This window comes from Aureimonas sp. SK2, assembly GCF_029813115.1.
Classification (GTDB): Bacteria; Pseudomonadota; Alphaproteobacteria; order Rhizobiales; family Rhizobiaceae; genus Aureimonas.
On sequence record NZ_JAPZDS010000005.1, the window covers coordinates 1 to 21,784 of the forward strand.

Annotated in this window: 19 protein-coding genes; 6 read left to right on the forward strand and 13 right to left on the reverse strand. The window is 69.0% G+C overall.

Going from position 1 to position 21,784, the window contains the following annotated elements; all coding sequences use genetic code 11:
• Positions 1 to 130 precede the first annotated feature (130 nt).
• From O5O54_RS07800 to O5O54_RS07820, 5 genes are all read right to left on the reverse strand, one after another.
• Entirely contained in the window at positions 131 to 1,027 is an 897-nt protein-coding gene (locus O5O54_RS07800) for an IclR family transcriptional regulator (protein ID WP_279480412.1), read from the reverse strand.
• A 29-nt stretch (positions 1,028 to 1,056) separates the two neighbouring features.
• Positions 1,057 to 2,076, reverse strand: coding sequence for a TRAP transporter substrate-binding protein (locus O5O54_RS07805; RefSeq protein ID WP_279480415.1), 1,020 nt, complete (start codon positions 2,074 to 2,076; stop codon positions 1,057 to 1,059).
• Between the two features lie 50 nt (positions 2,077 to 2,126).
• Entirely contained in the window at positions 2,127 to 3,995 is a 1,869-nt protein-coding gene (locus O5O54_RS07810) for a TRAP transporter large permease subunit (RefSeq protein WP_279480417.1), read from the reverse strand.
• A 247-nt stretch (positions 3,996 to 4,242) separates the two neighbouring features.
• Positions 4,243 to 5,043, reverse strand: coding sequence for a glucose 1-dehydrogenase (locus tag O5O54_RS07815; protein ID WP_279480418.1), 801 nt, complete (start codon positions 5,041 to 5,043; stop codon positions 4,243 to 4,245).
• Between the two features lie 217 nt (positions 5,044 to 5,260).
• A complete protein-coding gene (locus tag O5O54_RS07820) occupies positions 5,261 to 5,941 on the reverse strand; it encodes a GntR family transcriptional regulator (protein ID WP_279480420.1) in 681 nt (226 codons plus the stop codon).
• Positions 5,942 to 6,234: 293 nt separating this feature from the next.
• Between O5O54_RS07820 and O5O54_RS07825 the strand changes: the two genes are divergently transcribed.
• On the forward strand, positions 6,235 to 7,551 hold the full coding sequence (locus O5O54_RS07825) for a flagellar biosynthesis protein FlgA (RefSeq protein WP_347814875.1): 1,317 nt from the start codon (positions 6,235 to 6,237) through the stop codon (positions 7,549 to 7,551).
• Between the two features lie 46 nt (positions 7,552 to 7,597).
• Positions 7,598 to 8,599, forward strand: a complete 1,002-nt coding sequence (locus O5O54_RS07830) for a tripartite tricarboxylate transporter substrate binding protein (RefSeq protein ID WP_279480423.1) — start codon at positions 7,598 to 7,600, stop codon at positions 8,597 to 8,599.
• 171 nt (positions 8,600 to 8,770) lie between these two features.
• On the opposite strand, the gene betA is transcribed toward O5O54_RS07830, so the two are convergent.
• Together betA and betB are read right to left on the reverse strand one after the other, a co-directional pair.
• The gene (betA, locus tag O5O54_RS07835; RefSeq protein WP_279480782.1) at positions 8,771 to 10,441 is read right to left on the reverse strand and encodes a choline dehydrogenase; all 1,671 of its coding nucleotides are present in this window, start codon (positions 10,439 to 10,441) and stop codon (positions 8,771 to 8,773) included.
• 14 nt (positions 10,442 to 10,455) lie between these two features.
• A complete protein-coding gene (gene betB, locus O5O54_RS07840) occupies positions 10,456 to 12,555 on the reverse strand; it encodes a betaine-aldehyde dehydrogenase (protein WP_279480425.1) in 2,100 nt (699 codons plus the stop codon).
• 352 nt (positions 12,556 to 12,907) lie between these two features.
• Here betB and O5O54_RS07845 point away from each other — a divergent pair, with 352 nt between their 5' ends.
• From O5O54_RS07845 to choV, 3 genes are all read left to right on the forward strand, one after another.
• Entirely contained in the window at positions 12,908 to 13,855 is a 948-nt protein-coding gene (locus O5O54_RS07845) for a choline ABC transporter substrate-binding protein (protein WP_279480783.1), read from the forward strand.
• Between the two features lie 114 nt (positions 13,856 to 13,969).
• Entirely contained in the window at positions 13,970 to 14,824 is an 855-nt protein-coding gene (gene choW / locus O5O54_RS07850) for a choline ABC transporter permease subunit (protein ID WP_279480427.1), read from the forward strand.
• Positions 14,825 to 14,827: 3 nt separating this feature from the next.
• Complete coding sequence (gene choV / locus O5O54_RS07855; RefSeq protein WP_279480429.1) at positions 14,828 to 16,030, forward strand: choline ABC transporter ATP-binding protein; 1,203 nt, start codon at positions 14,828 to 14,830, stop codon at positions 16,028 to 16,030.
• Here the strand turns inward: choV and eutC are convergent.
• The 3 genes from eutC to O5O54_RS07870 form a co-directional block, all read right to left on the reverse strand.
• A complete protein-coding gene (eutC, locus tag O5O54_RS07860) occupies positions 16,027 to 16,785 on the reverse strand; it encodes an ethanolamine ammonia-lyase subunit EutC (RefSeq protein ID WP_279480433.1) in 759 nt (252 codons plus the stop codon). The genes choV and eutC overlap by 4 nt on opposite strands.
• Positions 16,782 to 18,179, reverse strand: coding sequence for an ethanolamine ammonia-lyase subunit EutB (gene eutB, locus O5O54_RS07865; RefSeq protein WP_279480435.1), 1,398 nt, complete (start codon positions 18,177 to 18,179; stop codon positions 16,782 to 16,784). Before eutB ends, eutC begins: the two co-directional genes overlap by 4 nt.
• Positions 18,180 to 18,282: 103 nt before the next feature.
• Positions 18,283 to 18,756 (reverse strand): GreA/GreB family elongation factor, encoded by a 474-nt coding sequence (locus O5O54_RS07870; RefSeq protein ID WP_279480437.1) that lies wholly within the window; start codon positions 18,754 to 18,756, stop codon positions 18,283 to 18,285.
• 177 nt (positions 18,757 to 18,933) lie between these two features.
• On the opposite strand from O5O54_RS07870, the gene O5O54_RS07875 reads away from it, so the two are divergent.
• Positions 18,934 to 19,254, forward strand: a complete 321-nt coding sequence (locus O5O54_RS07875) for an HNH endonuclease (protein ID WP_279480438.1) — start codon at positions 18,934 to 18,936, stop codon at positions 19,252 to 19,254.
• Positions 19,255 to 19,259: 5 nt separating this feature from the next.
• On the opposite strand, the gene O5O54_RS07880 is transcribed toward O5O54_RS07875, so the two are convergent.
• Genes O5O54_RS07880 through gnd form a run of 3 tightly spaced genes read right to left on the reverse strand, consistent with a single transcriptional unit; the run spans position 19,260 to position 21,779 of the window.
• Positions 19,260 to 19,898 (reverse strand): hypothetical protein, encoded by a 639-nt coding sequence (locus O5O54_RS07880; RefSeq protein WP_279480440.1) that lies wholly within the window; start codon positions 19,896 to 19,898, stop codon positions 19,260 to 19,262.
• 50 nt (positions 19,899 to 19,948) lie between these two features.
• A complete protein-coding gene (locus O5O54_RS07885; RefSeq protein WP_279480443.1) occupies positions 19,949 to 20,800 on the reverse strand; it encodes an HAD family hydrolase in 852 nt (283 codons plus the stop codon).
• A 1-nt stretch (position 20,801) separates the two neighbouring features.
• On the reverse strand, positions 20,802 to 21,779 hold the full coding sequence (gene gnd / locus O5O54_RS07890) for a phosphogluconate dehydrogenase (NAD(+)-dependent, decarboxylating) (RefSeq protein WP_279480446.1): 978 nt from the start codon (positions 21,777 to 21,779) through the stop codon (positions 20,802 to 20,804).
• Positions 21,780 to 21,784 lie beyond the last annotated feature (5 nt).

Sequence of the window (21,784 nt, forward strand, 5' to 3'; positions counted from 1 at the left end):
ACCGTCGACGTCGTCGGGCGACAGGCCGGCATCGTGGATGGCGGGAAGCGCGACCTCCGCCATCAGCGCGCGCGTGTCGGGCGCCTCCGACTTGCCGAAGCGCGAATGGGCCCAGCCGACGATCTGCGGTTCAGACATGATGGGATTCCCTAGCGGATGAGACGGCGGCGGGTTCGCGCCGCGGGAAGGAGGCGGGCCGGGCCCGCTCGCGCGAGAACAGGCGGGCGAGCTTGGCCTCGACCTTGGCGGTCTCGGCGCGCAGGAGGGAGGCGAGTTCCGCCCGGCGGTCCGGCTGGAGCCGGCTGTCGATGGCGGCGATCGACAGGGCGCCGGCGACGCGCCCGTCCGGGAACATCACCGCCTGCCCGATCCCCCAGGAGCTGGCCACTACGAGGCCGGGATTGAAGGCGTAGCCATCCTGGCGGGTGCGGCGCACGCCCTCGCGGAGCTCGTCGGGCGAGCAGCCGGGATAGCGCTCCGCCAGGATCGGCGCGTTGCGCTGGAGGATCTCGGCGATCTCGGCGTCAGGCAGAGACGAAAGCAGCGCGAGCGATCCTGCCCCGACGCCCAGCGGGTGCTGGTCGCGCGCCTGGAGGACGTGGGAGCGCACGGGATAGGCGCCTTCCTCGCGATGAAGGCATACGGCGTGGGCATCCCGGCGCATCGACAGGAAGCTCGTGTCGCCCGATGCCTGGGCCAGCGTCCGCAGGCTCTCCATGGCCACATCGAGGAGGCTGTAGCGACTCGAGGCGAGGACGCCGAGCACGTAGACCTCGTCCGACAGGTAGTAGCGCCGCGTCGTTTCCGACTGCTCGACGAGGCGTGAGCGCATCAGCGCGACGAGAAGGCGGCGGGCGGTCGGCTTGTTCAGCCCGCTCGCCTCGACGATCTCGGACAGGGCGATGCCGCGCTCGGCCTCGCGCCCGACGAGGGAGAGGAGCGCGAGCGCCCGGTCCACCGCCTGGGCGCCGGAGGCGGGAACCAGGGTCCTCTCGCCCTCGCCTCCCTGCCCGGCCGATGGATCCATGCGCCGCATCGCTCCTGCCTCCCGTCCCGTCAGCCGAGGTCCTTGCCGACGGCCTTCTCGAGGATGGCCCAGGCGTCCTCGCCGAACTTGCCCTTCCATTCGGCATAGAAGCCGGCCTCGTTGAGCTTGGCCTGGAAGGGGGCCGTGTCGGGCTCGTTGAAGACCATGCCGTGGCCCTCGAGATCGCCGCGCAGGCCGGCGTTGAGCTCCATCACGTCCTGGCGCTGCTGCTCACCCGCCGCGTTGAAGTTCTTGGCCACGATCTCCTTGAGTTCGTCCGGCAGACTCTGCCAGGCGCGGCGGTTGCCGAGGATCCAGAACCCGTCCCACATGTGGTTGGTGGTGGAGCAGTATTTCTGCACCTCGTAGACCTTGTGGGTCGTGAGGATCGCGAGCGGATTCTCTTGGCCGTCCACGACGCCGGTCTGCAGCGCGGCGTAGGTCTCGGCGAAGTTGATGGAGGTCGGCGCCGAGCCGAAGGCGGAGAACATCGAGGTCCAGAGCGGTGAGACCGGCACGCGGATCTTGAAGCCTTCGAGGTCGGCCGGCGTGTTGATCGGGCCCTTGGACGAGGTGATCTGGCGGAAGCCGTTATCCCAGATCTTGTCCATGGTGACGAGGCCGCGCTCGGCGATCTGGCCGCGCACATAGGTGCCGAGCTCGCCGTCCATGGCGGGCCACACCGCGTCGTAATTGGGGAAGGCGAAGCCGATGCCGCTGAGCGCCGCGTTCGGCACGAGCGTCGAGAGGATGAGGGGCGAGAGCGAGAAGAACTCGACGCCGCCCGAGCGCACCTGGCTCAGCATGTCCGTGTCCGCGCCGAGCTGCGAGGACGGGAAGATCTGCAATTCGAACCGGCCGCCCGATTCCTCCTGCATCTTCCTGGCGGCCTCCTGCGCGCGCACGTTCGTCGGGTGCGTCAGCGCCTGGTTGTTGGCGAACTTGTAGGTGAACTCGGCGGCATGGGCCGGCCGGGTGCGGATGGCGAAGCTCGTTACGGCGCCGGTGGCGACCGCGCCGACGACGAATTGGCGGCGGTTCATGCGCATGGGTCTAGTCCTCCCGTTTTTATCGTTGATGGCGGATGGGGTCGGCGCGTTCAGAGCGCGAAGGTCGACAGGATCGGAAAGGCGGCGATCAGGAGGAGGCCCACGACCAGCGCGCCGATATAGGGCCAGATCGCGCCCATCGCCTCGTCGGGCGAGACGTTGCCGATCTTGCAGGCGATGTAGAAGCCGATGCCGATGGGCGGGGCCATGAGACCGATGTTCATGGCCGTGACGATGACCATGGAATAATGGACGTCGTTGATGCCGAGCGAGCGGGCCACCGGAAACATGATCGGCGCCATCAGGACGATGGCCGGCAGGCCCTCCAGGATGCAGCCGAGCAGCATGAAGACGCCGATCGACACCAGCATGAAGGTCATCCAGCCGCCGGGAAGGTCGGAGACCATGGCGACGAGGTGCGTGGCGAAGCCGGTTTGCGTCAGCGTCCAGGCCATGGCCGAGGCGGTGCCGAGGATCAGGAGGATCGCGCCGGACAGGGCGGCTGTCTCCACCAGCATGGCGTAGATCTTGCGCGGGCCGATGCCGCCATAGAGCACCATGCCGATGATCATGGCGTAGAGGACGGCGAGCGTCGACACTTCCGTCGCCGTGGCCACGCCCCCGCCCACCGCCGAGCGGATCAGGAAGGGCAGGACGAGGGCGGGCGCGGCGACGAGCGCCGCCTTGCCGATCGCCCTCATCGGCGCGCGGCGGATGCCGTCCATCACCTCGCCCCGCGCCTTCCATCGGGCGAGGCCGACGAGCACCGCAAGGAGCACCATGGCGATGATGAAGCCGGAGGTGAAGAGCCCGGCGATGGAGACGCCGGCGGCCGAGCCGAGCACGATGAGCACGATCGAGGGCGGCACCGTGTCGGCCATGGCGGCGCCGGTGGAAAGGAGCGCGATCATCTCCTTGGGCTTGTGACCGCGTCGCTTCATCTCGGGAAAGAGCGCAGGCGCGACGGTCGCCATGTCCGAGACCTTGGACCCCGAAATGCCCGAGACGAGGAAGAGAGAGCCGAGGAGCACGTAGCTCATGCCGGCCTTCACGTGGCCGAGCATGGAGGCGAGGAAATCGACGATCGCCTTGCCCATGCCCGTCGCGTCGAGGATGCAGCCGAGAAGCACGAAGATCGGCACCGAGATCAGGATCAGCGCCGACATGCCTTCGTCCATGCGCCCGATCACCACGAAGACCGGCACGTTGGAGGTGAATGTGAGAAAGGCGAGCGCGCCGAGGCCGAAGCAGAAGGCGATCGGCACGCCGAGCGCCAGGAACAGGGCGACGAAGCCGACGAGGAAGACCACGATATTGCCGTAGCCCAGCGCGCGAAGGTCCGCCCCGGCGAGCCACAGCGCGCCGCAGACAAGGGCGACGACCGCGGCGCAGCCGAGAACGCGGACCGGCGCCCGGGCTTTCCAGAGCTGGCCGAGGACAAGGAGCAGCATCAGCCCGATGCCGAACGGGATGGCCGAGACGCGCCAGGACAAGGGAATGTTGAGCGCCGCCGAGGTGACCCAGGATTCCTCGATCGCATAGTCCACCGCCGGCCAGACGAGGGCGGCGAGAAAGGTCGCGACCAGCACCAGCGCCAGCGTCTCGGCGACGGGGCGCCAGCGCGCCGGCATCATCGACAGGAAGATGGTGAGGCGCAGGTGCTCGGCGCGATCGATCGCGATGGCCGCGCCCAGCATCGCCAGCCACAGGAAGGAGATGGAGGCGACCTCGTCGATCCAGATGACCGGACGGTGGAAGACGTAACGCGAGACGACGCCGCCGAAGAGCAGCCCGACGATGAGGACGAGCAGCACGGCGGCGACCGCCTCCACCGGCCGCATGAGGCCCGAGCCGCGGCGCAGCGCGCCGTCGAGATCGGGCGCGTCGAGCGTGGCGACGCCTTCGGACGCGATCGACATGATGTCTCCTCCCCTTGCAGCCGGCGCGCCGTGGAACGACGCCTCGATGGGGCGGAGCGACGATCCCGAATGGATTCGAACCGTCGCGTGCCTGAACCGGCTGCTCTCCCTCGGAATCGGCGGTCCATCATGTGGATCTTATGTGCCGTTCCAGAGCTAGATCACAAACGAACTCAAGTTCGAAAGCAAGTCTGTCGAAGAGTAGAGAGGCAGAAATTCTACAGATAGGTCCATATTGTGGACGCCGTCAGGAGATGCTTCCTGGAGCCGCCGCGTGCATTCCGCCATCCACTGGGAGTTCGATCCCGGTGATGTACCGAGCTTCATCGGATGCCAGGAATACAGACGCCCAGGCGATATCCCAGGCGTCGCCTTGCCGCTTCATCGGCGGGACCGCCGCGCGCTTGCGGCGCATCTCGTCGAGATCGGCGTGATAGCCGCTGATCTGCTGGACGACATGCGGCGTGTCCATCACGCCCGGAAGGATCGTGTTCGCCCGGATACCGCGCGCCGCGTATTCGATCGCGATGGCGCGCGTGAAGTGGTTCAACGCCGCCTTGGAAGCATAATATGAAACGTAGGGGTAGCCGGTCCATCGGATGGAGGCGAGCGAAGAGATGTTGACGATCGCACCGCGCCCCTGCCGTTCCATGATGGGAAGCACCGCGCGGCAGGCCAGAAACACCCCGGTGACGTTGACGTCCATCACGCGGCGCCAGGATTCCTCGCTCGCATCCGCCGCGCCGCCGGGCAGGTTGATCCCGACATTGTTGTGCAGGATATCGATCGCTCCGAACTCCGCCATCGCGCGAGCGACACAGGCCTCGATCTCGTCGGATCTGGTGATGTCGGCGCCGAGCGCCAGCGCGGCTCCGCCCTCCGCCGCGACGATCGCGGCCGTCGCCTCGGCGGCGGCCGGCTGGACGTCGACGCAGACGACCTTCGCCCCTTCGCGCGCATAGGCGACGGCTGCGGCCTTGCCGTTGCCCCAGCCCTCGCCGACCGATCCCGCACCGAACACCAGGGCAACCCGGTTCTCCAGACGCATGCACCCCCCCGATTCCTTGAAGAGACGGGATGGTACGTGGACCGACCCGATCGGAATAGGGCCGGCTCAAGCAATCGTTCGCCGGCCCTGCGTTCTTTGGGTGCAACCGAAAGGAACGGCCGGAAACGGACGCCGGAACTCGGCCTTCCCCTCCTCGGTGCCGCAAGATGCCCTTCAAGAGGGTGCCCTTCTCTGCGACGGGCCGTTTCGCGTCCAGCTAGGCTGGGGACGGACGGCGTCGCATCTCGCGCCAGGTGCTGGCCACGTGGGTGCGAAGGGCTTCGGCGAGGCCGGTCGCGTCGCGGTTCTGCAGTAGCTCGAGCAGCGTCGCGTGTTCGGCGATCGCGGTGTTCCAGAGTTCGAGATCGGCACTGCCCTTCCAGCGGTAGAAGGCAAGCTGGGCGTTCAACTGCATGTGGACGGCCGCCAGAGTTTCGTTGCGTGCGGCCGCCACGATCGACCGATGGATATCCTGGTTGATACGGAAGTAATCGGCGCGGTCCTGTCGTTCGAAGGCTGCGGTCAGTTCGTCCTGCAGGCGCCCAATCGCCGAGATTTCGGCGTCTGTCGCCATCCGCGCCGCACATTCTCCGGCAAATCCCTCGAGAACCGCGAGCACCGACAGTTTCTCTTCGATCTCGGCAGGCGAAGGATGGCGCACCATCGCGCCGCGCTTCGGCTCGATCCGCACCAGCCCCTCGGCTGCCAGCACCTTGAGCGCGTCGCGCAGCGGCGTGCGCGAGACGCCCAGTCGCTCGGCGAGTTGCCGCTCGCGCAAGCGTGTCCCCGCTTCCAGTTCCTCGGTAACGATCAGCGAGCGCAAACGCTCCACCACGAGATCCGCCAGCGGCTCGGGCAGCGAGATCGGGGGAAGTGGAATCGTCGTCGCGATGTTCATCAAAGGCCGACGATCGATCCATCGCTGGAAGTCGTCAAGCCCTCGAGTCTGGCAAGATCGCACCTGTGCGCTGCAGCAACGAAAGCGGGTTGACGGGGCGCCAGCGACCTGTTCGCTTGGTATACCAAATTCAGCATGAAGCGGTACGCCAAACGTCCCTTCTGTTGAGACGACTTGAAACGAGGTCATCGATGAACAGCCATTCGCGCTTTGCCAGGGCGGAGCGACCGGTCGAGGCCCTTCTCGTCGGCGCGGGCGCCTTTGGTCGGTCACTGCTAGGCCAGGGACGCCGAATGGCGCTCCTCAACGTTCGCATCGCGGTGGACACAAGCGTCGATCGAGCCGTGGAAGCCTTCCTCGCAACCGGCTGGAACGCCTCGGACATCGCCGCCTGTCGGACTGCGGCGGAGGCCCGGGCGGCCTGGGATGCCGGCCTCTGTGTCGCGAGCGCGCGGCTTGCCGACGTTCTCGCCCTCCCCGTCGATATCGTTGTGGAGGCGAGCGGCCACCCGGAGGCCGGCGCCGCCCACGCCATGGCAGCGCTGGAGGCAGGCCGGCATGTCGCCCTGGTGACCAAGGAGACCGACTCCGTGGTCGGCCCCTACCTCGCCCATGCGGCCCGTGAGCGCGGTCTCGTGTGCACGCCGGTGGACGGCGACCAGCCGGCGCTGCTGATCGCGCTGGTCACCTGGGCCGAGACGCTGGGTCTGCCGATTCTGGCGGCCGGCAAGTCGAGCGAATACGATTTCGTTCTAGATGAGGACGGCGAAGGCATTGCCAGCGAAGGCCGCTTCGCTGCGGTGCCTGGCTTCTCCGTCGTGTCGCGCCTTGGCGACGGCGCGGTGGCGGAGGTGGTCTCACGGCGCGCCGCTCTGGCCCACCAGCTTCCCCAGCGCGCGGTGCCCGACCTCTGCGAACTGGCGGTGGTCGCCAACGCGACAGGCCTGACGCCCGACGTTCCCGGCTTTCACGTGCCGATCGCGCGGATCGAGGAAGTGGCCAGCCTTTTCGAGACGCGCGATTGTGGCGGGCTGCTGAAAGGCACGCGCCGCCTCGATGTCTTCAACGCTCTGCGGGGGCCGGGAGACGTGTCCTTCGCCGGCGGTGTCTTCGTGACCGTACGATGCGAAGACACCGAAACCTGGGCCGTCCTTGCCGGAAAAGGCCATACGATGAGCCGGGGCGGCGATGCCGCGATGATCTGGATCCCGCGTCATCTCCTGGGAATCGAGGCGCCGATCAGCCTGCTCGACGCGGTGATCAACGGGGTGAGCGTCGCAGGGAGCCCGACGCCGGTTGTCGATCTCGTTGGCCGCACCACGCTGGCGCTGGTGGCGGGAACCCGTCTCGTCGCCGAGGGGCATCACCACACGATCCAGGGCGTCGGCCCCGAACTCGTGCCGGCGGCTCCGCTGGCCTCTTCCCGCGCAGCCCCCTACTACCTCCTGTCCGGACGCCGCCTCCTGCGCGACCTTCCGGCGGGTGTCGAAATCACGCTGGCCGACATCGAACCGGCGGAAAGCACGCTGCTGACCCTGCGCCGGCGCCAGGACGCGCTCTTCTTCGGCGCGGCCGATGCCGAGCCCAGCCCGCAGGCGGCGCTGGCCTGACCCGAACGCGCAAGCCTCATCCAGAAACCACCAAGGGAGGAAGAGCATGAACCATACGTTCACCAAGGCGCTTTGGGGCGCGACCGCGATCTGTCTCGTGGCCGGAACGGCACCCGCACTGGCCGAATGGGCGCCGACGAGGCCTGTCGAGTTCGTCGTCGCATCGGGCGCCGGAGGCGGCACGGACCAGTTCGCCCGCATCGTCCAGTCCATCGTGCAGAAGCACGAGTTGATGCCGGTCTCCGTGGTGGTGACCAACAAGGGCGGTGGTGCAGGTACGGAAGCCTTCGTCGACGGGAAGCTCGCCGGGAACGACCCGCACAAGCTCGTCTTCGGCACGAACAACCAATGGCTGCTGCCGATGGTGACCAAGGCGGCCTATGCGCCGGAAGACCTGCGCCCGGTCGCCGCCATGGCCTTGGACGAGTTCCTTCTGTGGACGCACAAGGATGCACCCTACAAGGACACGGCGGAGTTCATCGCTGCCGCCAAGGCCGGCGGGATGCGCGTCGGCGGTTCGCAGTCCAAGGACACCGACCAGATCCTGTCCAAGCATATCGAGTTCGCGACAGGCGCGAGCTTCGTCTACATTCCCTTCAAGTCGGGCGGCGAGGCGGCGACCCAGCTGGCGGGCGCCCACATCGCCGCGAACTTCAACAACCCGCAGGAGAACATGGGCCAGTGGCGGGGCGGCCTGGTCCGCCCTCTCTGCGTCTTTTCGCCCGAGCGCATGAGCCAGACCGACAAGGTCGCCGGCGACATGGCGCTTTCGGACATTCCAACCTGCGTCGAGGCAGGCCTTCCCGTCGAGGAATACCGGATGCCGCGCACCATCTGGACCAATGCGGACGTGACGGACGAGGCCGTGGCCTACTATGCCGACATCCTCGCCAAGGTGCGCGAGACGCCGGAATGGAAGGAGTGGCTGGCGCGCACGTCGCAGACCGATCATTTCGTGACCGGCGAGGATTTCACGAAGATGGTGGCGGCGGAAAGCGCCACGGCGCGGACGCTGTTCGAACGCACGGGCTGGCTGGTGTCCAACTAGGCCTGCGGACCCAGATGCCCGCCCTGCCTTCGCGCCGAAGCGGGCATCTATTTCGCCGGCACTTGACCGGACGGGAATGGCTCGGGTCGAGGTTGTGCGTGCGCCACCGGCGCAAAGACTTGGCGCGATAGCTCCGCACACCGTCAGGGTCGTGGCCGACGGATGCGGTGCCTACATCACGTTTTGCGCCGGCGCGGGCAGGAAGGCCACCCGCTGGTAGGGCACGTCCGCACGGGGCAGCGGCTCGCGGCCGCGGATGATGTCCGCCGCCTTTTCGCCGATCATGATCGTCGGCGCGTTGAGATTGCCGGTGGTGATGGAGGGCATGATGGAACTGTCCACCACACGCAGGCGGTCGACGCCGACGACGCGCGTCTGCGGGTCCACGACGGTCATCGCCGCGTCCGCCGCACCCATCGCGCAGGTGCAGGACGGGTGATAGGCGCTTTCCACGTGCTGGGTGACGAAGGCGTCGATCTCGGCGTCGGTCTGCACATGGTCGCCCGGCTGGATCTGGCGGCCGCGATAGCGGTCGAAGGCCGGCTGCGCGAAGATCTGGCGCGTCAGGCGCACGCAGGCGCGCATTTCCGCCCAGTCGTCGGGATGGCTCATGTAGTTGAAGAGAATGCGCGGTGGCTCGGCCGGATCTGCCGAGGCAAGCCGCACATGGCCGCGCGATTTGGAACGCATCGGCCCGACATGCGCCTGGAACCCGTGCTCGGAGGCCAGGCCCTTGCCGTCGTAGGTCACGGCCAGCGGCAGGAAGTGGTACTGGATGTCGGCATGCTCGATGTCGGGCCGCGAGCGGATGAAGCCGCAGCTCTCGAAATGGTTGGTGGCGCCGAGCCCCTTCTTGGTCAGGAGCCAGCGCGCGCCGATCGATCCCTTGGCGAAGGGCGACATGGCCGAGAAGAGCGTAATGGGCTCGCGGCAGGCGACCTGGAAATAGAACTCCAGGTGGTCCTGCAGGTTCTCGCCGACGCCCGGCCGGTCCGCCACGACCTCGATGCCGTGTCCGCGCAGCTCCGCCGCGGGGCCGACGCCGGACAGCTTCAGGAGCTTGGGGCTGTTGATCGAGCCGGCCGAGAGGATCACCTCGCGCCGGGCCAGCGCGCGGCGCTCCGCCCCGCCGACCCGGTAGGCGACGCCCGAGGCCGTGCGTCCGTCGAACAGGATGCGCTCCACCAGCGCGTGCGTCTCCACTTTCAGATTGGGCCGGCCGAGCGCGGGGCGCAGATAGGCGTTGGCCGTGGACCAGCGCCGCCCCTCGTGGACGGTCATGTCCATCCGGCCGAAGCCTTCCTGCGTCGCCCCGTTGATGTCCTGGTTCATGGCGTGGCCGGCCTGGCCCGCCGCCTCGACGAAGGCCTGATAGAGCGGGTTCTTCAGGTCGCCGTAGGTCGTGTGGAGCGCGCCCTCGTCGCCGCGATAGGGATCGCCCCCCGCCCGCCGGTGCTCGGCCTTGCGGAAATAGGGAAGGACGTCCGGGTAGCTCCAGCCCGCCGCCCCCTCGCGCTCCCAGCGGTCGAAGTCGGCCGGAGCGCCCCGCACATAGACCATACCGTTGATGGAGGAGGAGCCGCCCAAGACCTTGCCGCGCGGGCAGTTCATCCGCCGGCCGCCGAGATACGGCTCGGGCTCGGAGTGGTAGCCCCAATTGTACTTCTTCATGTTCATCGGGATCGACAGGGCGCTCGGCATCTGGATCAGCACCGAGCGGTCCGAGCCGCCGAACTCGAGGAGGAGCACCGTGTTCCGGCCGTCCTCCGACAGGCGGTTGGCGAGGACGCAGCCGGCCGAGCCCGCGCCGACGATGACGTAGTCGAAGCTTTCCGGGTTCATCATCCGTCCTCCGGTCAATAGGGCGCGTCGACGGAGCCGAGATTGACGTAGACGCTCTTCACCTCCGTATGGGCGAGAAGCGCCGCGCGCCCGTTCTCGCGCCCGAGGCCCGACTGCTTGGCGCCGCCGAAGGGCAACTCGATCGGCGTGATGTTGTAGGTGTTGATCCAGGTCGTGCCCGCTTCCAGCCGGGCGACCACGCGGTGCGCCCGCGCGAGGTCGCAGGTGAAGACGCCCGCCGCCAGCCCGAAGGGCGTGTCGTTGGCGCGGCGTATCACCTCGTCCTCGTCGCGGAAGGAGAGCACCGTCATCACCGGCCCGAAGATCTCCTCGCGCACGATGCGCATGTCGTCGGTGCAGGCATCGAAGATCGTCGGCTGGACGAAGCAGCCCCTGGCGAGGTCTCCCGTCACGACGCGCTCGCCGCCGACGAGCACTCTGGCGCCTTCGCGCCGGCCCTCCTCGATATAGGAGAGGACCTTGCGCATGTGGCTTTCCGAGATCAGCGCGCCGACTTGGGTCGCGGGGTCCTTCGGGTCGCCCACCCGCATCGCGCGGGTGCGCGCCTCCAGCCTGGAGAGAAAGGCCTCCCGCACGTCCTCGTGCACGAAGACGCGCGTGCCGTTGGAGCAGACCTCGCCGGCCGAGTAGAAGTTGGCGAGCAGCGCGCCGCCGACCGCGTTGTCGAGATCGGCATCCGGGAAGACGATCAGCGGCGACTTGCCGCCGAGTTCCAGCGTCACCTGCTTCAAGGTGGAGCTGGCATCCGCCATCACCTTCTTGCCGGTGCCGACCTCGCCGGTCAGCGAGATCTTGGCGATGCCGGGATGGCGCGACAGGAGGCGCCCCGTCCGCCCGTCGCCCTGGACGACGTTGAAGACGCCGGCCGGCACCCCGCACTCGACCATCACCTCGGCGAGCTTGAGGGCACTTAGCGGCGTCAGCTCGGCGGGCTTGAAGATCACGGCATTGCCGGCGGCGAGCGCCGGGGCCGCCTTCCAGCAGGCGATCTGAATCGGATAGTTCCACGCGCCTATGCCTGCGACGACGCCGAGCGGCTCGCGCCGCGTATAGCCGAAGGCGCTGGGGCCAAGATCCACGTGCTCGCCCGAAAGGCTTGCCGCGAGCCCGGCGAAATACTCGATGCAGTCGGCGCCGGACAGGACATCGACCGCCTCCGTCTCCTGGATCGGCTTGCCGGTGTCGCGCGTCTCCAGAAGGGCGAGTTCGGCGTTGCGCTCGCGCAGGCGCGCGGCGACCTTCTGGAGAATGCGCCCGCGCTCGGCGCCGGTCATCGCGCCCCAGCCCCGCTGCGCCTCGTGCGCCAGTTCGACCGCCCGGTTCACCTCGGCCTCGCCGGCGATCGCGATCTCGGCCAGCACCTCGCCCGTTGCGGGATTGATCGTCGCGAAGGTCTCGGCGGCCGGGTCGAACGGCAGGTAGGCGCCGCCGACATGGCTGGTTAGGACGGGCGCGGCATCGCTCCGCCGCAGGCTCGGCGCGGGCTTGGGCTCGCGGGGCTTGGCGGCCGCGATCTCGCGGTCAGCGAAGCTCGTCGCGATGGCGCGGGCCGACAGGCTGTCGGTCTCGGCCACTTCCGACAGGGTGGAGCGCAGCCAGAGGCCGTCGATCACCGCGGCGATGGCGACGGAGATGCGGTGCGCGTCCTCGTCGCCGCACAGCGCCTTGAGGTCGTAGCGCAGGTTGGAGAGCATGCGCTTCTGGTAGGCCCGCTGTACGCGCTTGAGGCGCGCGGAGTGGAGCACCTGCCCCCAGAAGGCGAGCCAGACGGAACAGGTCCGCGCGTCGAACTCCTCCGGCGCGAGATTGGCGTCGATCACGGCCTGGATGCGCTCGCGCGGCCCTTCGGCGCGCTGGAGGCGCAGCTTCGCGCTGGTGGAGACCCGGCTCGCGAGATGACGCAGCGTCGCCTCGAGGAGACCGTCCTTGTCTCCGAAATAGTGGGAGACGAGCGAGGGCACGACGCCGACACGCCCGGCGATCTCCGACAGGCTGGAGGCGGCGAAGCCCACATCGGCCAGCGCGTCGATCGTCGCCTCGATCAGTTGACGGCGGCGCTGGTCCTCGGCGCCGAATCGCGAAACACTGTCCATCCGAGCCATCCGTCACCTCCGGGAGACCTCAGCCGATAGCAAAGATCGATCGATCGTTCAATCCAGTGCGGAAAACCGCTCACCGCGTGGTGGCGCCCGCATGTTCCGCATAAATGGGCTTCGATCTATTCTCGCAATGCACAATCCCGCGCCATGTCGATGAAGAACTGTTCGATCGCGATCATCGGAAGAGACAATATTGAACGAACATTCAACAGGCAGCTTGACAGGTCAGGCGAACGCATCTCGAATAGCGCCTGGCCCATCCATCGATGATCCGGCCAGCGACCGGCATCCGCATCTTGCGTCCAAGAGCTCGACGCTCTCATCGACAGGAGCATACCCCATGACGATGTCCCGCCCCCTGGCCCTTTTCGGCTTCGCCCTTGCGCTCGGCGCCGTGGCCCCGGCCGCCGCCCAGGCCGCCGATCCCGCGAGCTGCCAGACCGTGCGCCTGGCCGATGTCGGCTGGACGGACATCACCGCCACCACCGCCGCCGTCTCCGCCGTCCTCCAGGGCCTCGGCTACCAGCCCCGAACCGACGTCCTCGCCCTGCCCGTCACCTTCGCCTCCATGAAGAACGGCGACATCGACGTGTTTCTGGGCAACTGGATGCCGACCATGGAGGCCGACCTCGCCCCCTACAAGGCGGACGGATCGATCGAGACCATCCGCGCCAACTTGGAGGGCGCCAAGTACACGCTCGCCGTCCCGACCTATCTCTACGACCAGGGCCTCAAGTCCTTCGCCGACATCGCCAGGTTCCACGACCAGCTGGACGGCAAGATCTACGGCATCGAGCCCGGCAACGACGGCAACCGCCTGATCCTCGGCATGATCGAGACCGACCAGTTCGGCCTGGGCAAGTTCGAGCTGGTGGAATCCTCCGAGCAGGGCATGCTCTCGCAGGTCGCCCGCCAGACGCGCGGAGAGAAGCCCGTGGTCTTCCTCGGCTGGGAGCCCCATCCGATGAACGCCAACTTCCAGCTCTCCTACCTCTCGGGCGGGGACGCGGTGTTCGGGCCGAACTACGGTGGGGCGACGATCTACACGCTGACGCGCAAGGGCCTGTCGGCGGAATGCCCGAACCTCGGCAAGCTTCTCGCCAACGTGGTGTTCTCGCTCAAGATGGAGAACGAGATCATGGGCGCGATCCTGAACGACGGCGAGGCGGCGGAGGCGGCCGCCACCAAATGGCTGGCGGCCAACCCCGAGACCTGGAAGCCCTGGCTCGCGGGCGTCACCACCTTCGACGGACAGCCGGCCGACGCCGCCGTGGAGGCCGCGCTGAAAGGCTGACGCCGCCTCGGGGCCGGGCGGACCGAAACCGCCCGCGCCCCCTTCCCGCGCCGCGCCAGCCGCGCTAACCGCTCCCCTGCGCGTTTCGAGCCGAGACACAAGGAACCATCCGGCATGCTCGACTGGCTGACCCAGCACAAGATCCCCTTGGGCGTCTGGCTCCGCGACTTCGTCAACGCGCTGACGACCCATGCGCAAGGGGTCTTCGACACGATCTCGCTGGTGCTCGGCTCGCTGATCGACGGGCTGACGGCCGGCCTGTCGCTGATCCCGCCGCTCGTCTTCATCGTCCTGGTGGCAGGGGGCGCGTGGCTGCTCCACCGCTCGATCGCGCTGGCCGCCTTCGCCGTCCTGTCGCTGCTCCTGATCGTCAATCTCGGCTACTGGACGGAGACGATCCAGACCCTGTCGCTGGTCTTCTGCGCGACGCTGGTCTGCGTCGTCATCGGCGTGCCGCTCGGGATCGTCGCCGCGCACCGCCCTTGGGTCTACACGGCGCTGCGCCCCTTCCTCGACCTGATGCAGACCATCCCGACCTTCGTCTACCTCATCCCGACGCTGGTGCTTTTCGGCCTCGGCGCGGTGCCGGGCCTCATCTCCACCGTGATCTTCGCCCTGCCCGCCCCGATCCGCCTGACCTATCTCGGCATTTCGGCGGTTCCCAAGGCCCTGCACGAAGCCGGCAGCGCGTTCGGCGCGACGAAGCGGCAGCTTCTCTACAAGGTCGAGCTCCCGCATGCCCTGCCGACCATCATGGCGGGCGTCACGCAGTGCATCATGCTGAGCCTCTCGATGGTGGTGATCGCCGCCCTCGTCGGCGCCGACGGGCTGGGCAAGCCGGTGGTGCGCGCGCTCAACACCGTCAATATCGGCATGGGCTTCGAGGCGGGGCTCGCCATCGTCATCCTCGCCATCCTCCTCGATCGGATCTGCAAGGCGCCCGAGCCGCGCCGCGCTAAGGGACGCTGACCCATGGCCGAGACCCGCCATCCCGCCATCGAGTTCCGCAACGTCGACATCGTGTTCGGCGACCGGCAATCGGAAGCGCTGCGCCTGATCGACCAGGGGCGCACGCGCGACGAGATCCTCCAGGCCACGGACGCGGTGCTGGGCGCTGCGGGCGTGAACCTCTCCGTCGAGCGCGGCGAGATCTGCGTCCTGATGGGCCTGTCGGGCTCGGGCAAGTCCACGATCCTGCGCGCGGTCAACCGGCTCAACGAGGTGGCGCGCGGCCAGGTCCTCGTCCACCACCGCGACCGGCCGGTGGACGTCGCCGCCTGCGACGAGGCCACCTTGCGCGACGTGCGCACCCACACCGTCTCCATGGTGTTCCAGCAGTTCGCGCTCCTGCCTTGGCGCACGGTCCGCGAGAACGCCGGCCTCGGGCTCGAGCTGCAGGGCATGGGCAAGGCGGAGCGCAACCGCGTCGTGGACGAGAAGCTCGCCATGGTCGGCCTGACCAAGTGGGCCGACAAATACGCCCACGAACTCTCCGGCGGCATGCAGCAGCGCGTCGGCCTCGCGCGCGCCTTCGCCACCGACGCCGACATCCTCCTGATGGACGAGCCCTTCTCGGCGCTCGACCCCTTGATCCGCACCAAGCTCCAGGACGAGCTCCTGGAACTCCAGAAGACCATCCGCAAGACGATCCTCTTCGTCAGCCACGATCTCGACGAGGCGCTGAAGCTCGGCAACCGCATCGCCATCATGCAGGACGGGCGCATCGTGCAATGGGGCCGCTCGGACGACATCCTGCTCGCGCCCGCGACGCCCTATGTCGCCGAGTTCGTGCGGCACATGAACCCGCTCAACGTCCTGAAGGGCTCGGCCGTGATGCGCCCGCTCCGCTCGCTCAAGCGCGAGGGCGACACACTGCTCCTCGACGAGACGGGCGGCGTCCGGTTGGAGGTGGACGAGGCCGACCGTCCGGTCGGCGTACGCATCGACGGGCACGGCGGCACGCTCGGCCATGCCGATGGCGAGGAAGGGCGGATCGACCGGGCCTGCGACGTGATCGTCGCCCCGGTGGACCTCCGGCTGCGCGCCGCCATCGCCCTCAAGCGCCAGACCAACCACCCGATCCTCCTGGTGGACGACCTCGGCCGTCTCGCGGGCCTTTGCGACGACGAGGAGATCTATCGCGGCCTGCTCCAGCGTGCCGAGCCGCGGGTCTAACCCTCGATTGCGGCGGCCTCGTCCGTCCGGGCGAGGGTCACGCCGCTGCGCCCCTGCCGGAGCATCCGCGCGACGAGATCCTCGATCTGGCGCGCGGCGCTCTCGACCGGCAGGCCGCCCTCGCGGATGTTGGAAATGCAGTTGCGCCGCGAATCCGGCGTACCGGGCTCCGGCGCATGGGTGAGATAGGCGCCGAGGCTGTCGGCGGCCGAAAGACCCGGCCGCTCGCCCACAAGGAGCACCACGACTTTCGCCCCCAGCGCCGCGCCAGCCTCGTCGCCGAGCGCGACGCGCGCCTGCCGCGCCAGCACCACCGGCGCCAGTCGCCAGCCGCGCGCCCCGGCGCGCTCGGCAATGCGCAGCGCGAGCGGAGCGGCATTCAGCGTCACCGCCGTCGCCGACAGACCGTCGGCGATCACCACCGCGAGGTCGGCGCCCTGCTCCTCGCCGCGGAGCCGTTCGCGCGCGGCCTCCGACAGGCGCCGGCCGAGGTCGGGACGGCGCAGATACTCCGCCCGGTCGCGCACTCGGCTCTCCGCCTCGACGCTGGCGAGGCCGCCGCCGTCGAGAAGCCCGCGCACGGCCGGCCAGTCGACCTCCGTCCACACCGCCTCGCGCGCCCGCGCATGGTCGAGCAGGAAGCGCTGCTGGGCCGACGTCGGCACGCCCGCCCCCGCCGCGCCGAGCGCGACGCGCGCGCCGGTGAGGCGACGCAGGTCGAGCGGTGGGGACGACTTGGACAGGTCGTCGCTCATGCCGCCCTCGGGCCTGAGAGTTGCGGCAGCCGGGCCGCCATGTCGGCGAGGGGCCGCGGCGAGGCGCCGAGGCGCCCCTGGCCGTCGAGAATGCCGACGCCCTGCAACCACGCCTCGAACTCGGGCGCGGGCGGGCGGCGCAGCGTCTCGCGCGCGAAGGCCGCGTCGTGGTGGGAGAGCGACTGGTAGTTCAGCATGATGTCGTCGGCGCCCGGCACGGTGATGACGAAGTTGACGCCGGCCGCGACGAGAAGGGTCAGGAGCGCGTCCATGTCGTCGCCGTCGGCGTTCGCATGGTTGGTGTAGCAGACGTCCACCCCCATCGGCAGGCCGAGGAGCTTGCCGCAGAAATGGTCCTCCAGCCCGGCGCGGACGATCTCCTTGCCGTCGAAGAGGTATTCCGGCCCGATGAAGCCGACCACCGTGTTGACGAGGAGCGGGTCGAATTCTCGCGCCACCGCATAGGCGCGCGCCTCCATGGTCTGCTGGTCGATGCCGAAATGGGCGTCGGCCGAAAGCGCCGCCCCCTGCCCCGTCTCGAAATAGAGGAACTGGCCGCCGGCCGGGCAGCGGCCGAGGGCGCGACCGGCGTCATGGGCCTCGCGCAGGGTGGCGAGGTCGACGCCGAAGCCGGCATTGGCCTTCTGCGAGCCGGCGACCGACTGAAACACGAGATCCACCGGCGCACCCCTGGCCATCGCATCGATCGCGACGGTGACATGGCCGAGGCAGCAGTGCTGGACGGGCGCCCCGAGGCGGATGCGCAACTCCTCCAGCGCCGAGACGATGCGGACATAGTCCGCCACCGTGTCAGTCGCAGGGTTCACGCCGATGACGGCATCTCCCGAGCCCATCAGGAGGCCGTCCAGCGCGGAGGCGAGGATGCCGGCCGTGTCGTCGGTCGGATGGTTCGGCTGGTTGCGGGTGGACAGGCGCCCCTCGAGGCCGATCGTCGTGCGGAACCGCGTGACGACGCGCCGCTTGGCGGCGATGGCGACGAGATCCTGCAGGCGGCAGATCTTGGACACGGCCGCCGTCATCTCCGGCGTCAGCCCCCAGGCCAGCGCCGCGATGGCCGCGCCGTCGGCGGCGAGCAGCCATTCGCGAAACGCGCCGACCGTCAGGCCCGAGACGGGCGCGAAGGCCCTTTCGTCGAACTGGCGTTCGATGAGGTCGCTTACCTCGTCCTTCGCATCGGCCAGCAGCGGCTCGGCCAGGAAGGTCTTCAGCGGCGTGTCGGCCAGCGCCATCTGCGCGGCCAGACGCTCCACCGGGCCGGAGGCCGCGAGCCCGGCCAGCGCGTCGCCGGAGCGCGGGGGCGACGCCTTGGCCAGCATGTCGGCGAGCGTCTCGAAGCGGAAGACCGTGCTTTCCACCGTATGCGAGAAAGGCATGGCTCGTCTCCCCGATGGTCCGGCCGGCGGCGTCGCGATGACGCCCGGCGCCGAGCCGGACCATCATACGGAACACGGCCGGCTCGCGCCAAGCGGTCGCGCGTCAGTCCGCCATGGCGAAGGCGACGATCTCCGCCTCCGCACCGGCGATCCCCACGGTCTCGCCTTCCTCCTTGCCGACGAGCTGGCGCGCGAGCGGCGAGAGGTAGGAGATCAACCCTTCCGCGGGATCGGCCTCGTCGATGCCGACGATGCGATAGGTCTGAACCTTGCCGTTCCGGCGGCGGATCGAGACCGCATGGCCGAACTGGACGGTCTCGCTGTCGGCCTGCGGCTCCACGACCTCGGCGGTGGAGCGCCGGGCGCGCCAGTAGCGCAGGTCGCGATGGAGCATGGCGACCGCGATCTTGTCGCCGGCCGCACGCGCCCGCTCGACGGCGGCGCTGTCCCGCGCGATCGCGTCGTCCAGGAGCGCGAGACCGCGCGGGGTCACGAAGTTCGGATCGGTGCCGAGGTCGCGCTCGGGCAGGGCCTCGACCTGATCCTCGTTCGGCTCCTTCACGAAGGCCACGCTCATCGGCCGCTCCCTGTATCTCGATCGGGCATCTCGGCCCGCCTGCCTCATATGGGGTGCGCCGCGCCGGATGTCGCCCCTTCGACGCCGGACGGTCGGGGGCTGCGACCCTCCGCCGCCTTGAAGCCGCGCGGCCGGCGCCGCATCTGCGCGGGAGAACTTCAGCGGGCGACACGCGTGGTGAGAAAGCATCGAGGCTGGAAGGAAGAGGCGCCGGAGACCGCCGTCCGGGCGGAGGAGCCCTGCTGGCTCTGCTCGCGTCCGCTCGGCCGCCGGATCGAATGGCACCACCCCTTGCCGAAGAGTCGGGGCGGCCGCGATACGGTTCCGGTGCATCCGATCTGCCACCGGACGATCCACGCCTGCTTTTCGAACGTCGATCTCGAACGCCACGCCCGGGACGAGCTGCCTTTGGCCTCCAACCCCGATCTTGCCCGCTTCCTGAAATGGATCGCCGGCAAGCCGCCCGACTTCCACGCCCCGACGCGCCGAGTCCGCTGACGCGTTCAGCGCAGGAAGCCTTCGGCGTCGAAGGTCTCCCATTCCCGCAGGGCGGGATCGGCCTCGCGCTTCTCCCCCCGCCGCTTCGCAGGCTTCGTTCCACGCTCCGTCTTCGCCCCGCGCGACAAAGCGGCCTTGCCCGCGGCGCGCCGGCGATTCTCGGCCGCCGCCTCGGCATCCTCGGCGCGCCAGAGGGAGGCGAGGTCGCGGTCGAGCACGTCCTCGATCTGCCGGGGGTCGAAGACGTGGAAAGTCACGGCCTTGGCGCGACCCCGCAGCTTCACCGTGCGCGTGCCGGCGCTTCGCAGCCGGCCGTCCCGCGTCCATTTCAGCCGCTCGCGCGGCAGAATGGTGAGGATGTCGTCGACCTCGCGCGGCAGGACGGGCAGTGTATCAATTTCATCCAAAGCGGTTTGAACGACCCGCGACGCCTCGCCGAGCCGCTGCTCCTGCCCGGCGGCGAAGGTGAGGCGGATGCGGCCGTCCGCGACCGTGAGGTGCTTCCGGTCGGGAAAGGCGAGGCGCCCGAGGATTTCCCGCTCGATGCCGAGCGCCCGCACCCGCGAGCCGAGCGCGGCGGCCGTCGGAAACGGCCATTCGGCGAGAAGCGTCGCGCCGGCGTCGGAGGGCTGCGGATCCGTCATGCCCTCCCAACGAGGATCGGCCCGGTTTCTTTCCGCTAAGGAGGCGGGTTTCAGGTGGCGGACGCGCCCGCCCGCCGCGCGTCCACCAGCCTCTTCAGGAACCGCGCGACGCCGTCCTCCTCGTTGGAGGCGGTGACATAGCCCGCCGCGGCGCGCACCGCCGCGTCCGCCTGCCCCATGGCGACGCCGAACCCGGCGCGCTCCAGCATCGGAATGTCGTTCGGCATGTCGCCGACCGCCGCCGTCTCGGAGAGCGGCACGCCGTGGGCCTTCGCGAGGAAGGCCGCGCCGTCGCCCTTGTTGGCGGCCTTCGCGGTCACGTCGAGAAAATAGAGCTGCGAGCGCACGACGTTGGCGCTGCCCCCGAGAAGCCGCGCGATCTCGCGCTCCATGCGCTCCACCAGCGGATGGTCGTCCGACACGCCGACGACCTTGTCGGTCCGGTCGTACCAGGGCGAGAAGTCCTGGACGATGGTCGGGTCGAGGCGGGCCGCCTTGCGCTCGCGGTCGCCGTGGAGGGCATCCTCCGAGCGGGCGAGCCACAGACCGTCGGCGAAGACCCAGACCGGCACGCCCGCCGCGTCGAGCCGCTCCACCGCGGCCCGCGCATCGGCCGGGTCGAGCCGGTGCGCCTCGATCACCTCGCCGCCGGCCGTGAAGAGCGTGCCGCCGTTGAACGCGCCAACCGCGCCGGCGATGCCGAGGTCGCGCACGATCTGCCCCAACCCGCTCGCCGGCCGGGCGCTGATGAGGGTGACGGAGATCCCCGCCTCGCGCGCCTCGGCGACCGCCGCGACCGTCGCCTCCGACAGCGTCTTGTCGTCGCGCACGATCGTGCCGTCGATGTCGCAGATCACGAGGCGGATGGATCGGGCGAGAGCGGGGTCGAGCGTATCGGCCATCCTATTGCGGGATCTCGACATGGCCGCCGAAGCCGTAGCGCATGGCGGACAGCATCTTGTCGCCGAAGGTGGCCGTCTGGCGCGAGCGGTAGCGAGCGTAGAGCGCGGCGGAGAGCACGTTGACCGGCACGGCCTCCTCCATCGCCGCCTCCAGGGTCCAGCGCCCTTCGCCCGAGTCGGCGACGTTGCCGGAGAAGTGCTGGAGGTCCTTGTCGCCCGCCAGGGCGATCGCGGTGAGGTCGAGGAGCCAGGACGAAATCACCGAGCCGCGCCGCCAGACCTCGGCGATGTCGGGAAGGTTGAGGTCGTAGCGCTCGTCTTCCGGCAGGTGTTCCGAGTTCTTGGTCTTCAGGATGTCGAACCCTTCGGCATAGGCCTGCATCAGCCCGTATTCGATGCCGTTGTGGACCATCTTCACGAAGTGCCCGGCGCCCGCCGGCCCGGCGTGGATGTAGCCGCGCTCGGCCCGGTCGTCCGGCGCGTCGCGGCCCCGCGTGCGCTCGATGTCGCCGTAGCCGGGCGCCAGGGCGTCGAAGATCGAATCCAGTTCGCGCACCGTGTCCTCGGGCCCGCCGATCATCATGCAGTAGCCGCGCTCCAGGCCCCAGACGCCGCCCGACGTGCCGACGTCGACATATCGGACGCCCTTCGGCTCCAACTCCTTGGAGCGGCGGATGTCGTCCTTGTAGAAGGAGTTGCCGCCGTCGATCACGACGTCGCCGGGCGCGGCGAGGTCGCCGAGTTCGCGGATCGTCGCCTCCGTCGGCTCGCCCGCCGGCAGCATCACCCAGAAGACGCGCCGGCCGTTGAAGAGACCGGCCAGTTCCTTGAGCGAGCCCGCCCCCTTGGCGCCTTCGCCTGCAAGGCCGGAGACGGCCTCGGCGTTGCGGTCGAAGACGAAGCATTCGTGGCCGTGCGCCATGAGGCGGCGGGCGATGTTTCCGCCCATGCGGCCGAGGCCGATGATCGCGATCTGCATGTTGA

Excerpts from the sequence above, each read along its gene's own strand:
- O5O54_RS07815 (WP_279480418.1), bottom strand. The coding sequence starts at position 5,043 with ATGCGTCTGGAGAACCGGGTTGCCCTGGTGTTCGGTGCGGGATCGGTC.
- O5O54_RS07845 (WP_279480783.1), top strand. The coding sequence starts at position 12,908 with ATGTCCCGCCCCCTGGCCCTTTTCGGCTTCGCCCTTGCGCTCGGCGCC.
- eutB (WP_279480435.1), bottom strand. The coding sequence starts at position 18,179 with ATGCCTTTCTCGCATACGGTGGAAAGCACGGTCTTCCGCTTCGAGACG.
- gnd (WP_279480446.1), bottom strand. The coding sequence starts at position 21,779 with ATGCAGATCGCGATCATCGGCCTCGGCCGCATGGGCGGAAACATCGCC.
- O5O54_RS07880 (WP_279480440.1), bottom strand. The coding sequence starts at position 19,898 with ATGACGGATCCGCAGCCCTCCGACGCCGGCGCGACGCTTCTCGCCGAA.
- betB (WP_279480425.1), bottom strand. The coding sequence starts at position 12,555 with ATGGACAGTGTTTCGCGATTCGGCGCCGAGGACCAGCGCCGCCGTCAA.
- choW (WP_279480427.1), top strand. The coding sequence starts at position 13,970 with ATGCTCGACTGGCTGACCCAGCACAAGATCCCCTTGGGCGTCTGGCTC.
- O5O54_RS07820 (WP_279480420.1), bottom strand. The coding sequence starts at position 5,941 with ATGAACATCGCGACGACGATTCCACTTCCCCCGATCTCGCTGCCCGAG.
- O5O54_RS07810 (WP_279480417.1), bottom strand. The coding sequence starts at position 3,995 with ATGTCGATCGCGTCCGAAGGCGTCGCCACGCTCGACGCGCCCGATCTC.
- O5O54_RS07870 (WP_279480437.1), bottom strand. The coding sequence starts at position 18,756 with ATGAGCGTGGCCTTCGTGAAGGAGCCGAACGAGGATCAGGTCGAGGCC.
- O5O54_RS07830 (WP_279480423.1), top strand. The coding sequence starts at position 7,598 with ATGAACCATACGTTCACCAAGGCGCTTTGGGGCGCGACCGCGATCTGT.
- betA (WP_279480782.1), bottom strand. The coding sequence starts at position 10,441 with ATGAACCCGGAAAGCTTCGACTACGTCATCGTCGGCGCGGGCTCGGCC.
- eutC (WP_279480433.1), bottom strand. The coding sequence starts at position 16,785 with ATGAGCGACGACCTGTCCAAGTCGTCCCCACCGCTCGACCTGCGTCGC.
- O5O54_RS07805 (WP_279480415.1), bottom strand. The coding sequence starts at position 2,076 with ATGCGCATGAACCGCCGCCAATTCGTCGTCGGCGCGGTCGCCACCGGC.
- choV (WP_279480429.1), top strand. The coding sequence starts at position 14,828 with ATGGCCGAGACCCGCCATCCCGCCATCGAGTTCCGCAACGTCGACATC.
- O5O54_RS07800 (WP_279480412.1), bottom strand. The coding sequence starts at position 1,027 with ATGGATCCATCGGCCGGGCAGGGAGGCGAGGGCGAGAGGACCCTGGTT.
- O5O54_RS07885 (WP_279480443.1), bottom strand. The coding sequence starts at position 20,800 with ATGGCCGATACGCTCGACCCCGCTCTCGCCCGATCCATCCGCCTCGTG.
- O5O54_RS07825 (WP_347814875.1), top strand. The coding sequence starts at position 6,235 with ATGGCGCTCCTCAACGTTCGCATCGCGGTGGACACAAGCGTCGATCGA.